Here is a 13,966-nt window from a genome sequence, read left to right as displayed (position 1 = left end):
GACCCCGCACATGACCGTCACCCTTGCCGAGATCGAGCTGGCGCTGGTCCGGCTCGATCTCGTCCACTCCTTCGAGACCAGTTCCCACCGCAAGTCGTACCTGGAGCACATCGTCGTCCGCGCGACCGCCGAGGACGGCAGTGTCGGCTGGGGCGAGTGCGCCTCGCCTACCGACCCGTACTACTGCGACGAGTCGACCTGGAGCTGCTGGCAGGTGCTGGGCGAGTACTTCGCCCCCATGCTGCTCGGCCGCCCCTGGGACCACCCCGATGACGCCGCCCGGCTCACCGCCAAGGTGAGCGGCAACCACTTCGCCCGCGCCGGCCTCGACATGGCCTGCTGGGACCTGTACGGGCAGCGGCGGGGCGAGCCCCTGGCGGACCTGCTCGGCGCCGGCGCCGACGCGGTGCCCGCCGGGGTCAGCCTCGGCATCGAGCCGACGATCGACGCGCTGCTCGCGCAGGTCTCCCGGCACGTCGCCGACGGATACCGCCGCATCAAGTTGAAGATCCGCCCCGGCTGGGACCTCCAACCGGTCCGCGCCGTCCAGGACGCCTTCCCCGGCGTCGCCCTCCAGGTCGACGCCAACACCGCCTACCGGCCCGAACAGGAGGCGGTGCTGGCGGGGTTGGACGGGCGCGGGCTGCTGATGATCGAGCAGCCGTACGCCGCCACCGACCTGCTCTCCCACGCCCGGCTCGCCGCCCGTCTGGACACGCCGGTCTGCCTGGACGAGTCGGTCACCACCCCGGACGTGCTGCGCACCGCGCTGCACCTGGGCGCGGCCGACGTCGTCAACATCAAGGTGTCGCGGCTCGGCGGGCTCGGCCCGTCGAAGGCCGTGCACGACCTGTGCCTGGACGCCGGGGTGCCGGTGTGGTGCGGCGGGATGCACGAGTTCGGCATCGGAAGGGCCGCCAACCTGGCGCTCGCCGGACTGCCCGGCTTCACCCTGCCCTCGGACGTCTCCGGCTCCGACAAGTACTACCGGCAGGACATCGTCACGCCGCCGATCCGCGCCGTGGACGGCATGGTCGCCGTGCCCCGCTCCCGGCCCGGCATCGGCCTCGACGTCGATCTCGACCAGCTGAGCCGGCACACCATGCGCACCTGGACCATCCGTCCCCGCGCCCGGTCTCACCACCTCTGAGGAGAAGGCAGCATGAGAGTCCTGATCTCCGCCGACATGGAGGGCGTCACCGGCGTCACCTTCCCTGACGACTGCGAGCCCGGTCACGCCCGCTGGGAGTACAACCGGCAGTTCCTCACCGCCGACGTCAACGCCGCGATCGCCGGGTTCGCCGCCGCCGGCGCCACCGAGATCCTCGTCAACGAGGCCCACGCCGACCAGCGCAACCTGCTCCTCGACCGGCTCGACAAGCGGGCCACGCTGCTGATCGGCACACACAAGCCGCTCGGCATGATGGAGGGCATCGACCGCTCCCCCGACGCGGTGGCCTTCGTCGGCTACCACACCGGTGCCGGGCAGCCGGGCGTCCTCGCGCACACCTATCTGCCCAACACCATCACCGCGGTGCGGATCAACGGCGAGCCGGCCTCCGAGGGCCGGATGAACGCGCTGCTCGCCGACGAGTACGGCGTTCCGGTGGTCCTGGTCACCGGTGACGACCTGTGCTGCGAGGACGCCCGGGGGTGGGCACCGCACGCCGCCCACGCGGTCGTGAAGACCTGCGTGGACCGCTACTCCGCGATCTGCCTGCCGCCCGAGGTGAGCGGCGCCCGGATCCACCAGGCCGCTCGCGAAGGCCTCACGTCGCTGCCCGCCGCCACCCGCCCGGCGGACCCGCCCGCCGAGGGCTACACCTACGAGGTCTCCTTCGACGCCGCCCACCTGGCGCCCGCCGCGAGCTACATCCCCGGCGTCGTCCAGACCGACCCGCTGACCGTGCGGTTCACGCTGCCGACGATGTACGAGGCGATCCGCTGCTTCCGTGCCCTGACCCGGGTGGTCACCTCGGCCGTGGAGAACTGCTATGGCTGAGCCCGCCGAACTCCTCGCCCTGGCCCGCACGTCCGCCGACCAGGTCCTGGAACGCTGGGAGCGCCTGGTCACCTTGGAGACCCCGTCCGGCGACACCGGCCGTGCGGCCGTGTTCGGCGAGCAACTCGCCGCGGGACTGGCCGCCGGCGCCGACCGCATCGAGCAGCCACCGGGACCGGACGGCGCCCACCTGGTGGCGTACTGGAAAGGTCGCGAGACGCAGGACGACACGGGAGACGGCCCGTTGGCGGGGCACACGCTGCTCGTGGCGCACAGCGACACCGTCTTCCCGGCCGGGACGATCACCCGACGGCCGTTCACCCTCGCCGAGGACGGCGACACGGTGACCGGCCCGGGGGTCTTCGACATGAAGGGCTCCCTGGTGGCCGTCGAACTGGCCATGGAGCTGCTGTCCCGTACGGGCGCCACGCCCCGGCGTCCGGTACGCCTCGTGGTGGTCAACGACGAGGAGATCGGCAGCCCCGACGGCAGCCGCCTCGTGGCCCGGCACGCCGAGGGCGCCCACGCGGTCCTCGGCCTCGAACCTCCGCTGCCCGGCGGCGCGTTGAAGATCGGTCGACGCGGGGTCGCCCGGGTACGGCTGACCGTGCGCGGGGTCAGCGCCCACGCCGGCCTCGACGCCGCTCTCGGCGTATCGGCGATCGACGAACTCGTGGACCAGCTCGCCGGGTTGCGGGCGACGGCCGCTGCCCTGCCCGACGCCGCGCTGAACGTCGGGACGATCCGCGGCGGCACTCGCGCCAACGTGGTCGCCGATCACGCGGAGGCGGAGATCGGCCTGCGCTATGCGACGCCCGAATCGGAGGACACTTTGCTTCGAGCGCTGTTGGAACCGACCGCAGTGCGGGAGCGGGCCTCCCTGTCCGCCGAGAAGCTCTCCCACCGCCCGGCCTGGGCCATGGACCCCGCCAATCCCCTGGCGGCCGAGCTGGTCGCGCTCGCCACCACGCTGGGCATGGACCTGCCCCTCGGATCCTCCGGCGGCGCGGGCGACACCAACCTCACCGGCGCCCTCGGCATCCCTACGGTCGACGGCCTGGGCCCTGCGGGCGCCGGCGCCCACGGCGAGGACGAATACGCCTCGCTGGCCTCCCTGTTGGAGAGGGCGGCCCTCGTCGCCGCGTTCCTGGACACCCACTGACCGCCGCTCCGTCAGACCGCTGCGGCCCGCCACGTCCAGCACCGGTCGCCAGGCCGGAACCGCGAACCCCACCCCTCTGTCCAAGGAGCCACATGCACACCCTGCCCCCCGAAGGGCTCGTCCGCCCCGCCGCGCCGAAGCCGGGCGACCGTGTCGCCGTCATCGCCGCCAGCGGGCCCCCCGACCAGGAGAATCTGGAGGTCGGCCTGGAGTCGCTGCGCGGGCTCGGCCTTCAGCCCGAGGTGTTCGCCTCCGCGCGGGCGGGCGGCGAATACCTCGCCGGTGACGACGCGCTGCGCGCCCGTGACCTGACCGACGCGCTCACCGACCCGGCGTTCACGGCCGTCTTCTGCGCGGCAGGCGGCTACGGCGCCCAGCGCACCCTGGAGCTGGTCGACTGGGACGCCATCGCCACACCCACGCCGCGTACCGTCATCGGTTTCTCCGACGTGACCGCGCTCCTGGAGGCGGTGGCGGTGAAACTGGGCTGGACGGGGTTGTTCGGGCCGATGCCCGCCATCCGCGGTTTCCGTCCGGGCCGGGCCGATTTCGACGGGCTCGCCGCGCTGCTCACCGACCCGGCGTCCGTCAAGCAGCTGAGCTTCCCCGACTCCCGCCCCTTGGTCGGCGGCACCGCGGAGGGCGTCACGCTCGGCGGCACGGTCACCCTGCTCGCCTGCTCCCTGGGCACCGACACGTCGCTACCCGCGCGCGGCGGCATCGTCCTGCTGGAGGACGTGGACGAGGAGACGTTCCGGCTCGACCGGTTTCTCACCCAGCTGCGGCGCAGTGGCTACTTCGACGGCGCCGCCGGCATCGTCTGCGGCACCTTCACGGACTGCGGCTCCCGCGAGCGCGTCGAGGAGCTGCTGCACGACCGGCTCGGCGACCTCGGTATCCCGCTTCTGGCCCGCGCGGACATCGGACACGGCGTACCGCAGCAGACGTTCCCGATCGGCACCCGGGCCAGGCTCGACGCGGATGCGGGCGTACTCACGTTCCTGAGTCCCGTACTCGCCTGAGTCACCAAGGGTGCTCGGTGACGGCGGTGATCCGGCGGTCCGAGCGGCGGATCACCGCGCGGCTCGGCCTTCGGCGAAGTCGGTGGAGAGCCGTGGAAGCCGCCGGGCGGCGGGGCCGCGACCAGACGCCGCGGGATTCCGGTCCCTCGGCCGCCCGGCACACTGGCTAGCCCTGGTAACAGCGCCCCTGGCCGGCGCGGAGGGCGCCGAGGCCTCGGCCATCGAACGCCCGAGCACCGCTCTCCGTACAGCCGTGGCTTCGCGGCGATCACCGCCTTGACCCCGCATTGCCCACCGCCGGATCCCCTGCCCAGCGCGTAGCGCTGCGTGGACACGAGCCCGTCCTGCGGGACCATCAGGAGGAAGGTTCGATCCTACCGACGGGCGCCCGCGCGACAAATGTATGGGCGATCCCGGTCTGCCAGCCCGGGAGCGGCAGAACGCGCACCTGGGTGAAGCCTGCGCGGCTCATCCGCTCGGCGAATCGGCCGGCGGTGTCGAAGTCCAGGACGCTGCGCCACAGGTGCTCGTAGAGGGGTCCGTCCCCGGTACGGCGCGCGACGGGCAGCAGCAGCCCTCGGCACACCGCTGTCCACACCGCGCGATGCGCAGGGCGTCCGCTCAGGGCGTACTCGTGGATCGCGATGCGGCCGCCGGGGGCCATGGTCTCGCGCACGCGCGCCAGGACCATGTCGGGGTCGACCACGTTGCGGAGGAGATAGGCGGCGAAGACCGCATCGAACCGCTTATTCGCAGCCACCTCGGCAAGCCGCTCCGCCGGCGCGTGGACGAACGTGACGCCAAAGGGCCAGCGCTTGACGCCCGCCACCTCGAGCATTCCGGCTGAGGCATCGACCGCGGTGACCTGCGCGCGTGGGGCGGCGCCGAGCAGTGCGGCAGTCGACGCGCCGGTACCGCAGCCGAGATCGAGCAGCCGCATCCCCGCGCCGCCGGCCGGCAGGCGCAGGCGCCGCGCCGATCTTCGCAGATCGGCGTGGTAGCCCGGATTGGCGGCGACCATCCGGTCGTACAGGCTGGAGGCGTGGTCGAAGGCCGACGCGAGTTCTGCGTCGTGCATCAGTGGCATCGGCGTACACCTCCGCGGGCGACGGGTGCGGCCGGGCGGTAGCGCCGCGGTCGCCTGCTCATTCCATCGTCACTGCCGGATGCACGCGACCCAGTTGCGGGGGCGCGGACCTCGAACCGCGTGTCCGACCCGATCTTCCCACTCTTGGCGGCGGAAGCGGCGATGATCGGATCGCCACAACCGGAGTCCACCCACCCCCCATTTCGGGAGAATCCGTGCCCAAGGCCCACCTCGAAGGTGCCGCCGACGTCGTCATCGTCGGGGCGGGCGCCGCCGGACTGTCCCTGGCCCACCGGCTGACGGCGTTTCCGGCCCCCGACCGCGGGCCCGCCTCGGTCGTCGTCGTGGAGCCCCCGGCCGGTTCGTCGCTGCGCTCCCCCGCCCGGACCTGGTGTTTCTGGGAGGACGAGCCAGGCGAGTACGACTCCCTGGTCTCCGTTCGTTGGCACAGGATGCGGATCACGGCCCGGGACGGCCGCACGACGTCGGTCGCGTCCCCGCGCGCGTACAAAATGATCCGCTCGACCGACTTCCTGCGCGAGATCGGTGCCGTGCTGGCGCACCGGTCCAACGTGCGGACGGTTGAGGCGACGGTGACCCTGGTGCGCGACGTGCCCGGTGGCGCCGAGGTGATCGGGCGGGACGCGGCAGGGCACCCCGTACGACTGAAGGCACGCTGGGTCTTCGACTCCCGGCCGCCACGTGACCTTCCGGCCGCCCGCACCACCCTCCTGCAGCACTTCCGGGGATGGTTCGTCACCACGCGCGACGACCGGTTCGAGCCCGGCGTCGCGGATCTGATGGACTTCCGCACCCGGCAGCCCGAACGCGGACTGTCCTTCGCCTACGTGCTGCCGTTCACTCCCCGCGAGGCATTGGTCGAGTACACAGTGTTCTCCGCCGCGCCCCTGCCGGATGCCGCGTACGACGCGGCGTTGACCGAATACGTACGTACGACACGCCCGATGGGTGCCCTCTCCGTCACCGCTGTCGAGCAGGGAGTGATCCCCATGACGGACGGCGTCTTCCCACGCCAAGCCGGTGACAGCGTGTTCCGGATCGGTGTGGCGGGCGGGGCCACCCGCCCGTCGACCGGATACACCTTCGCCGCGATCCAGCGGCAGTCGGCCGTCGTCGCCGCCGCCTGGCACGCCGGCCGCGTCCCGCAGCCCCCGCAGCCGCACGCGGCGCGGCACCGGCTCATGGACGCCGTCATGCTGCGCGCCTTGGCGACCGGTCAAGCCGGGGGGGCGGCCTTCTTCGAAGGGCTGTTCCGTCGCAATCCCCCGGACCGGGTGCTGCGCTTCCTCGACGGCACGTCCAGCCTGCGCGAGGAGTGGGCGATCGGCCTGAGCACCCCGGTCCCGGCCATGCTGCGCGCCCTGATCGAACTCCCCTTGATCCCGCGGCGAAAGGCCGGCGTATGCCCGTGACTCCCCCGTACCGGCCGGTCCGTCTCGGCCGTGACCGCCGGGCGGCCCTGTGGCCGGCCAGGGGTGGTGCCGAGCGAGCCGCGCCTCCCGGGCCACGCACGGCCGTGGTGGGCGGGGGCATCGCCGGGCTCGCCGCGGCCACCGCGCTCGCCGAGCGCGGCGTCCGGGTCGACCTGCTCGAGCGGGCGGAGATGCTCGGCGGCCGGGCCGCCGGATGGCGGACCACTCTGGCCGACGGTTCGACGGCAACCATGAGCCGCGGCTTTCACGCCTTCTTCCGCCAGTACTACAACCTGCGCGGGCTGCTGCGCCGGGTCGACCCCGCCCTCGGCTCGCTGCGGCCGCTGGCCGACTACCCGTTGCGGCGTGCCACCGGCGCCCGCGACAGCTTTCGCCACGTACCCAGGACACCGCCATGGAGCGTTCTGGGCTTCGTCGCGCTCAGCCCCAGCTTCGGCTGGTCGAGTCTGGCCCGAATGAACCCGCGGGCGGCCCTCCCGCTGCTGGATGTGCGGGTCCCGGACGTGTACGAGCGGCTGGACGCCGTCAGCGCGGAGGCCTTCCTGGACGACATCCGCTTCCCGAAGGAGGCCCGAGACCTGGCGTTCGAGGTGTTCTCCCGCAGTTTCTTCGCCGATCCGGGCGAACTGTCGGCCGCCGAACTGGTGCTGATGTTCCACATCTACTTCCTGGGGTCCGCCGAAGGGCTGCTTTTCGACGTCCCCACGGAGCCCTATCCGCAAGCGCTGTGGAACCCGCTCGGCGGTCACCTGACCGCACTGGGCGCAACGGTCCGCACCGGGACCACGGTCCTGGCCCTGACGCCGGACGCGGACGGCTTCCGGCTGACCCGCGCCACCACCGGTTCCTCCCAGGGGCTCGTCGAGGACCGCTACGACGCGGTGGTCCTGGCCCTCGACAGCGCCGGCCTGCAGTCGGTGGTCACGGCATCCCCGGGGCTGCGGGACGAACGCTGGCGCGCCGGGATCGCAAGCCTGCGGCAGGCGCCGCCGTTCCTGGTCTCGCGCTACTGGCTTGACCGCCCGGTGCGCCGCGACCGCCCGGGCTTCCTCGGCACCAGCGGCTTCGGCCCTGTCGACAACGTCAGCGTCCTGAGCCAGTGGGAGGGCGAGGCGGCACGCTGGGCGCAAGCGGCGTCCGGGTCCGTCGTGGAACTCCACGCATACGCCGTCGACCCCGCCGCCGACCGGACGGGCACCGAGGCCGCGATGATCCGCGAACTGTCGCGGATCTACCCCGAGTGCACCGGCGCGAACGTGGTCGACGTACGTCACGAATGGCGCCAGGACTGCCCCCTCTTCCACGTCGGCGGCTACCAGGACCGGCCCCCAGTACGCACCGCCCACTCCCGGCTGGTGCTCGCCGGCGACCTGGTGCGCACCGAGCTGCCGGTGGCCTTGATGGAACGCGCCGCGACCACGGGCGTCCAGGCGGCCAACGCTCTGCTGTCCACCTGGGGAGTGCGGGGCCACCCTCTGTGGTCGGTTCCCTCAGGCGGGCGCAACGGCTTACTGCGCGCACTGGCCCGCTTGAGCTGAAGCCATGTGCCGCCGGGCGCCCTCATCACGACCGAGTCGGCGTGGTGGGGGGCGCTCCGGCCGTCCTCACCCCGGGAAACGGCCCTTGCTGCGCAGGTCGTAGCGGCGCTCTGCATAGGCGAGATCGTCGCGCCACAGGCGGGTGGCGGTGCGCCGTACCAGGGGGCGCAGCAGGGGCGCTGCACGCCGCGCGACAGCGAAGCCCTGCCGCTGCGAGTGGGCGACGACGGCCTCGATCACGGCGGTGCGCGGCAGGCCGTCGGAGCCGACGCCCATGGGGGTGGCATGCGTCTCGACGACGCTGGTAACCCCCTCTCCGGAGACGATGCGCATCACCACGGTGCGCGGGCCGGGTGCGGTGAACTCCGCTCGCACGGGGACGCCGAGGCGTCCGCGCACCCGAAAGGCGACGTCGACGAGGAAACAGTCCGCAGCGGCGTCCCTGATGTCCTCGGCGTGGGCCGCGGGTGCCTGGCGTACCGTCAGGTCGGCGAAGGAGTGCGGATGGAACCAGGCGCCGTGCCAGGGGTCCAGCCGGTTCGCGACGACGTCCTCGGGCTCGCAGCGACCGACGACCGTCATGACGGTCGCGAGCGACATGTCGGCGGCCGGGCGCTGGGCAACGAACGGCGCCGGCGAGGGCGTCTCACCGCCGGCAGCGTCCAGGCGGACCCACACCAGCAGCCCGTCGTCGTGGGCCGGGTAGGGCTCCCAGCCAGGGACACCGGCGGCCTTCAGGGCAAGGCCGTGCCAGTGGCACACGATCGTGCCGCTTCGCAGGGAGCTCTCGCACAGCGGCGCGCCCATATGGGGGCAGATCCCGGGCGCGGCGTGCACCATCCCCCCGGGGTCTCGCCACAGCACGACTTCGAGACCCGCCACGGTACGACCGGTGATCCGGCGGCTGCTGACCTCGGAGCCGGCCGCCGCCACGTACCAGTTGCCGGACGGGCGGCCCTGGGCCCGCTTCAGCGCGGACGCGATGATCGCCGGTTTGGCCTCGCGCCATGTGGGTCGCTGGTCTATCCAACGGCCCCGGTCGAGCCGGGCCAGCGGAGTGAGCGGACGGCTCGAACGCCTCATACGGTCGACTCCTCGCGTGTGTCGGATGCGGCGCCGTACGCATCGGCGTGCGGACACACCCGGTGGACGACGCGGCTCGATGCGACGGTGAGCAGGCCGCGCGCGGCCTCACGGGCACGGCGCAGGCGCGGTACGGCCACGCGCCGGTGCAGCACCGGGTAGTCGGCATCCTCGATCTCATCGAGGATGCCCTGGTAGAGCACGAGTGCCGTACGAACGCAGGGACGCGAGACGGGCGCGAGCAGCGGGATGCCGGCGGCAGCCCGCCGGTACACGCCGCGGGTGAGCGCCGCGGTCTCGCGCAGGGCCGCGCGGACCCTGGGGTCGGTGGTGCGGCGTTCGCGGCACCAGGTCAGCAGCGCACGGTCGGCTTTGTGGGCGGTCAGGATGTCGCCGGGGATGTACACACGACCCAGGTCCAGGTCCTCTCCGACGTCGCGCAGAAAGTTGGTGAGCTGGAAGGCGACGCCGAGCGCGGCGGCCGCGGGCTCGGCCTCCTCGCGGGGCACGACGGTACCGAGCACGGGCAGGACCTGAAGACCGATCACAGCGGCCGATCCGTGCATGTAGCGGGCCAGGTCGTCGTAGGTGGGATAGGCGGTGACGGTCAGGTCCATCCGCATGGACACCATGAAGTCCGTGAACAAGGCGTGGTCCAGATGATGCCGGCGGACGGTGTCGGCGAGCGCGGTGACGACCGGATGGTCGACGCAGCCGTCACGCAGGCCCGCCAGAAGCACCTCTTGCAGGTCGATCAGTGCCCGTTGCCGCACAGCAGTGGTCACGCCATCGCCGTCGACGATGTCGTCGGCCCACCGGGCGAAGCCGTACAAGGCGTGCACGAAGGGCCGCCGGTCCGGCGTGAGCAGGCGGGTGGCCAGGAAGTAGGTCCTGCCGTGCTGGGCGTTGAGGGCGCGGCAACGTGTGTAGGCGGCGCGCACCCGGGGTTCGGTGATGCCGGCGGCGTCGAGTTCCCGGACGGTCACAGGACGCGCCTTCGCAGGTCGCGGCGGGCCGCGACACGGTGCCCGGCGATACGCGCGGCCGCGAGCTTCCCGGAGATCAGCACCGTGGGGATTCCGATGCCCGGTACGGTGCCGCAGCCGGCCAGGACCACGTTCTCGGCCCCGCGGACGAGATTGCGCGCTCGGAAGGGACCGGTCTGCGCGAAAGTGTGCGCGGCGGAGAAGGGTGTGCCCGCGGCATGCCCCACAGCCGCCCAGTCGGCGGGCGAGACGGCGACCCGGGTCTCGACGGATGCCCGAAAGCCCTCCAGGCCGCGCTTCTCCAGTTCCACCATGAGCCGCTCCTGGTACACGGGTGCGACCTGATGCCAGTCGATGGGGCCGGTCTCCAGGTTCGGGCAGGGCGCGAGGACGTAGTGCAGGTTGCGCCCTTCCGGGGCGAGCGAGGGGTCGGTGGTGGTGGGACGGGTGATGAGCAGGGAGGGATCGCTCATCAGGCATCCGTGCCGGGTCAGTTCGTCGAAGGTGCGGCTCCAGGCGCCACCGAAGGAAATGGTGTGATGGGCGAGGTGCGACCAGGTCCGGCGGGTCCCGGCGTGCAGCACAAACGCGGAGGGGGACCAGCGCATCCGAACCGGCCGCCGAGGAATGCGGCCCAGCAGCCGGTACGCCACCGGCAGGTCGGGGGTGAGGACGACTGCATCACAGCGGATCCGCTCGCCCTCGGCGGTCCGAACCGCCGTGACCCGGCCCCCGTAGGCGCGCTCCAGGGTTGCGACCTCGCTGTTGTAGCGGACGTCGGCCCCGGCGTCGATGGCTTCGGCGGCAAGGGCTCGGGCGACGGCGTGCATGCCGCCGCGCGGGAAGTACACGCCGGCGACGGTGTCCATGTAGGCGATCACGGCGTAGGCGGCCAGCGCGCGGGCGGGCGGTACTCCGGCGTACAGGGATTGGAAGGAGAAGACTCGCTGGAGGCGCTCGTCCTTGATGAACCGGGCGATGCGCGGCTGGAGCCGGCCGAAACCGCCGAGTGCGGCGAGCCTGGCCAGGTCGGGGGTGAGCAGCGACAGCGGCGAGTCCAGGTTGACATCGATGAAACTGCGCATCTGCACCCGGTACAGCTCGCTCAGCCAGGAACGCAGGCGCCGGTACCCCAGGGCCTCTCGCCCGCCGGCGAACCGAGCGACCTCGGGCTCCATCACGGCAGGGTCGGTATGCACGTCAAGGGTGGTCCCGCCGGCGAACTGCGCCCGGTAGGCGGGGTGCAGAGGCAGCAGTTCCACGCGGGCGGCAAGGGATCCGCCGGTGGCCGCAAACGCCTCCTCGAGCAGATCCGGCATGGTCAGCACCGTGGGACCGGTGTCGATGCGGTAGCCGTCGAGCTCGAGCAGACCGGCCCGCCCGCCGGGTCCGGGTGCACGTTCGACCACGGTCACCCGGCGCCCCGCGCCCAGTAGGTGCAGTGCGGCCGCGAGACCTGACAGCCCGGATCCCACGACCACAACGTGGTCGGTGGGGCCCTGAATGGTCCTCATCGGCGATGCACCCTTCTTCGGTCACGCAGTGGGCTGCTGCCGCAGCAGCGGTATCGGGTCACACGATGGCGACGGCGGTGATCCGCCGGGCCAGGCGTTGCAACGCGAGGACACTGTCCGCGGGGAGGGCGGCGCGCGCGAGCATGGCAACGGCATCCTCGACCAGATCGGCGATGCGGTCCTCCACCGCCCGCACAGCTCCGAGTCGACGCAGCAGTTCACGGAAGGCGTCGAGTGCCGCGCCGCTCGCCAGAGGGTCGCCCAGCGTGGCGCGGATCCGTTCCTCGGCGTGCAACGACCCGGACACCCGCGCCAACTGCGTCGCCATGGCCGTCAGGTAGGTCCGCTTCCCCGAACGGATGTCGTCGCCCGACGGTTTGCCCGTCTGCGCAGGATCCCCGTAGACACCCAGCAGGTCGTCGCGGAGCTGGAACGCCAGCCCGATCCGGCGGCCGAATTCGTGGAGGACACCCGCGGCCTCGTCCGTGGCGCCGGCCGCGACAGCGCCCAATTCCAATGGGCGGGCGACGCTGTACAGGGCGGACTTCAGTTCGGCGGCGTGCAGCGCCGCCTCCGGGCAGTCCGAGCCTTCCGCCTGCAACTGCAGGTCAAGGTGCTGGCCCGCCACCATCTCGGAGCGCATGACCCGCCATACGTGCTCGGCACGCCGTCGCGCTGAAGGGTCCAGCGGAACGGATCGGAACACGTCTTCCGCCCACACAAGGGCGAGGTCCCCGGCGAGCACCGCCTGGGCCGCACCATAGGCAGTGGCGTCCCCGACCCACCCGGCATGGCGATGCGCCGTGCGGAAGTGAACGTGCAGCGCCGGACCGCCGCGCCGCGTCCGCGAGCCGTCCATCACGTCATCGTGCACCAGCGCCGACGCCTGCAGTAGCTCCAGCGCCACAGCCAGCCCGATCGGAAACCGGGCTGCTTCCCCCGCGTCCGGGCCGCCACCGGCGAGCCAGCCCCACCACACGCATCGCGCACGCATCCGGGCACCTCCCCGCAGCACGAACGCCATCAGTGCGTCAGCCAGAGGAACGGAGCACGGCGCGACATCGAGGACGTCCATACGCCGCTCGGCCGTACAGGCACGGAGCTCGGCCTCGACCTGGACCACCACGTCGGTGTCCGATCCCGTTTCTGAGCTCTGCACGTCAGCCTCTCGATCGAGGAGCCAGCCGGCCGCGCCCCGCCGGAGCAATGGCGGCTCCCTGTTGGACAACCGCCTACAGCGCAGGACGGATGCGAACGTTCCCAGTGGCTCCGGAAGGCATGACCGGCCGGTGATTACCGTCGTCCGACTGTGACACCGGTCCCTTCACTCCGCATCCGCAAGCCGCTGCGTGCCCCGCCTTGTCCGATTCTCGTGCCGGACCAGCGTGCGGCCCGTCCGTGCTCCCGCATTTCGGCGGCAGTCGACGCTGGCTCTGTGGCGGTGCGGTCAGCCGTTGGCCCGGTGGGTAAAGGCGTCCTCTTCTTGGGTGGCTGCCCAGGACGCGAGGAGGCGAAGGCTCTCTTCGGCGGTGCAGCTGGTGAGAGTGAGACGAGGCTCGGCCGCCATCTCCAGTCCTTCGTAGGCGAGGGTGAGGTCGCCGACTGCGTGGTGGTGGTAGCGCTTGGTGCCGGTGTCGTGGTGACGGACGTTGTGGGCGCCCCAGCGAGTGCGGAAGGCGTCGCTGCGGGTGGAGAGTTCGCCGACGAGGTCGTGCGGGTCCTTGTCGTGGGGGTTACGGCCTGCCTCAGTGCGGTCGGGTCGGTGGCCGTGGAGGAAGCCGCCTGGTCCCCCGCACCAGCCGCTCGGTGGCGGCCGTGACATGTGCCCGGATTGGGCGCTTCGGATCTGAGCAAAAAACTCGGCCCCGGCGCGGCGATGCGGCGGGTCGACTCATGGTGGAGGGCTCCGCCCGGGGGGGGTGAGCAGAGCCCTCTGAAACCAACAGTACCCGCCCCGCTCGTGGATGCCCGCGCCCAGGGCGCCGCCGATGTGAGGAGGGCGGCGCCGCCCTTGGGGGCTCCAGTTTCGCTGGACGGACCGCACACCAGAGTGCGGCCCCCTCCGGCGGCAAGCGACGGGATGCAAGTGACAGAGCCCCTGCCATTGCCCGGCGACGG

Annotated in this window: 11 protein-coding genes and 1 pseudogene; 6 read left to right on the top strand and 6 right to left on the bottom strand. The window is 72.2% G+C overall.

Annotation, left to right across the window (positions count from 1 at the left end):
• Window positions 1–10: 10 nt before the first annotated feature.
• From menC to RV983_RS36205, 4 genes are all read left to right on the top strand, one after another.
• Window positions 11–1,150: an o-succinylbenzoate synthase gene (gene menC, locus RV983_RS36220; protein WP_475989945.1), complete on the top strand. Its 1,140-nt coding sequence runs from the start codon at window positions 11–13 to the stop codon at window positions 1,148–1,150.
• 12 nt (window positions 1,151–1,162) lie between these two features.
• On the top strand, window positions 1,163–2,002 hold the full coding sequence (locus RV983_RS36215) for a M55 family metallopeptidase (RefSeq protein WP_475989944.1): 840 nt from the start codon (window positions 1,163–1,165) through the stop codon (window positions 2,000–2,002).
• Entirely contained in the window at window positions 1,995–3,164 is a 1,170-nt protein-coding gene (locus RV983_RS36210; RefSeq protein WP_475989943.1) for a M20/M25/M40 family metallo-hydrolase, read from the top strand. Before RV983_RS36215 ends, RV983_RS36210 begins: the two co-directional genes overlap by 8 nt.
• Before the next feature lie 92 nt (window positions 3,165–3,256).
• The gene (locus RV983_RS36205; RefSeq protein ID WP_475989942.1) at window positions 3,257–4,186 is read left to right on the top strand and encodes a S66 peptidase family protein; all 930 of its coding nucleotides are present in this window, start codon (window positions 3,257–3,259) and stop codon (window positions 4,184–4,186) included.
• 355 nt (window positions 4,187–4,541) lie between these two features.
• On the opposite strand, the gene RV983_RS36200 is transcribed toward RV983_RS36205, so the two are convergent.
• Window positions 4,542–5,273, bottom strand: coding sequence for a class I SAM-dependent methyltransferase (locus RV983_RS36200; RefSeq protein ID WP_475989941.1), 732 nt, complete (start codon window positions 5,271–5,273; stop codon window positions 4,542–4,544).
• A 215-nt stretch (window positions 5,274–5,488) separates the two neighbouring features.
• Here RV983_RS36200 and RV983_RS36195 point away from each other — a divergent pair, with 215 nt between their 5' ends.
• Both RV983_RS36195 and RV983_RS36190 read left to right on the top strand, forming a co-directional pair.
• Window positions 5,489–6,706, top strand: coding sequence for a lycopene cyclase family protein (locus RV983_RS36195; RefSeq protein ID WP_475989940.1), 1,218 nt, complete (start codon window positions 5,489–5,491; stop codon window positions 6,704–6,706).
• Window positions 6,697–8,265, top strand: coding sequence for an FAD-dependent oxidoreductase (locus RV983_RS36190; RefSeq protein WP_475989939.1), 1,569 nt, complete (start codon window positions 6,697–6,699; stop codon window positions 8,263–8,265). Before RV983_RS36195 ends, RV983_RS36190 begins: the two co-directional genes overlap by 10 nt.
• Window positions 8,266–8,331: 66 nt before the next feature.
• Here RV983_RS36190 and RV983_RS36185 read toward each other — a convergent pair whose 3' ends face one another.
• From RV983_RS36185 to RV983_RS36165, 5 genes and pseudogenes are all read right to left on the bottom strand, one after another.
• On the bottom strand, window positions 8,332–9,348 hold the full coding sequence (locus RV983_RS36185; RefSeq protein ID WP_475989938.1) for a DUF5914 domain-containing protein: 1,017 nt from the start codon (window positions 9,346–9,348) through the stop codon (window positions 8,332–8,334).
• Window positions 9,345–10,334, bottom strand: a complete 990-nt coding sequence (locus RV983_RS36180; protein ID WP_475989937.1) for a phytoene/squalene synthase family protein — start codon at window positions 10,332–10,334, stop codon at window positions 9,345–9,347. The genes RV983_RS36185 and RV983_RS36180 overlap by 4 nt, the downstream gene beginning before the upstream one ends.
• On the bottom strand, window positions 10,331–11,848 hold the full coding sequence (gene crtI / locus RV983_RS36175; protein ID WP_475989936.1) for a phytoene desaturase family protein: 1,518 nt from the start codon (window positions 11,846–11,848) through the stop codon (window positions 10,331–10,333). Before crtI ends, RV983_RS36180 begins: the two co-directional genes overlap by 4 nt.
• Window positions 11,849–11,906: 58 nt before the next feature.
• Window positions 11,907–12,974, bottom strand: coding sequence for a polyprenyl synthetase family protein (locus RV983_RS36170; protein WP_475989935.1), 1,068 nt, complete (start codon window positions 12,972–12,974; stop codon window positions 11,907–11,909).
• A gap of 321 nt (window positions 12,975–13,295) precedes the next feature.
• A pseudogene (locus RV983_RS36165) lies at window positions 13,296–13,601 on the bottom strand (MmyB family transcriptional regulator); the annotation flags it as partial.
• Window positions 13,602–13,966: the final 365 nt, after the last annotated feature.

The sequence above is a fragment of the Streptomyces sp. RLA123 genome (assembly GCF_056270165.1).
Note: the sequence above shows the minus strand (reverse complement) of the source record. Positions and strands in the feature narration are given on the sequence as shown.

Bases quoted from the DNA above. Each gene is read 5' to 3' on its own strand.
- RV983_RS36210 (WP_475989943.1), top strand. From the start codon at position 1,995: ATGGCTGAGCCCGCCGAACTCCTCGCCCTGGCCCGCACGTCCGCCGAC.
- RV983_RS36215 (WP_475989944.1), top strand. From the start codon at position 1,163: ATGAGAGTCCTGATCTCCGCCGACATGGAGGGCGTCACCGGCGTCACC.
- menC (WP_475989945.1), top strand. From the start codon at position 11: ATGACCGTCACCCTTGCCGAGATCGAGCTGGCGCTGGTCCGGCTCGAT.
- RV983_RS36200 (WP_475989941.1), bottom strand. From the start codon at position 5,273: ATGCCACTGATGCACGACGCAGAACTCGCGTCGGCCTTCGACCACGCC.
- RV983_RS36205 (WP_475989942.1), top strand. From the start codon at position 3,257: ATGCACACCCTGCCCCCCGAAGGGCTCGTCCGCCCCGCCGCGCCGAAG.
- RV983_RS36190 (WP_475989939.1), top strand. From the start codon at position 6,697: ATGCCCGTGACTCCCCCGTACCGGCCGGTCCGTCTCGGCCGTGACCGC.
- crtI (WP_475989936.1), bottom strand. From the start codon at position 11,848: ATGAGGACCATTCAGGGCCCCACCGACCACGTTGTGGTCGTGGGATCC.
- RV983_RS36185 (WP_475989938.1), bottom strand. From the start codon at position 9,348: ATGAGGCGTTCGAGCCGTCCGCTCACTCCGCTGGCCCGGCTCGACCGG.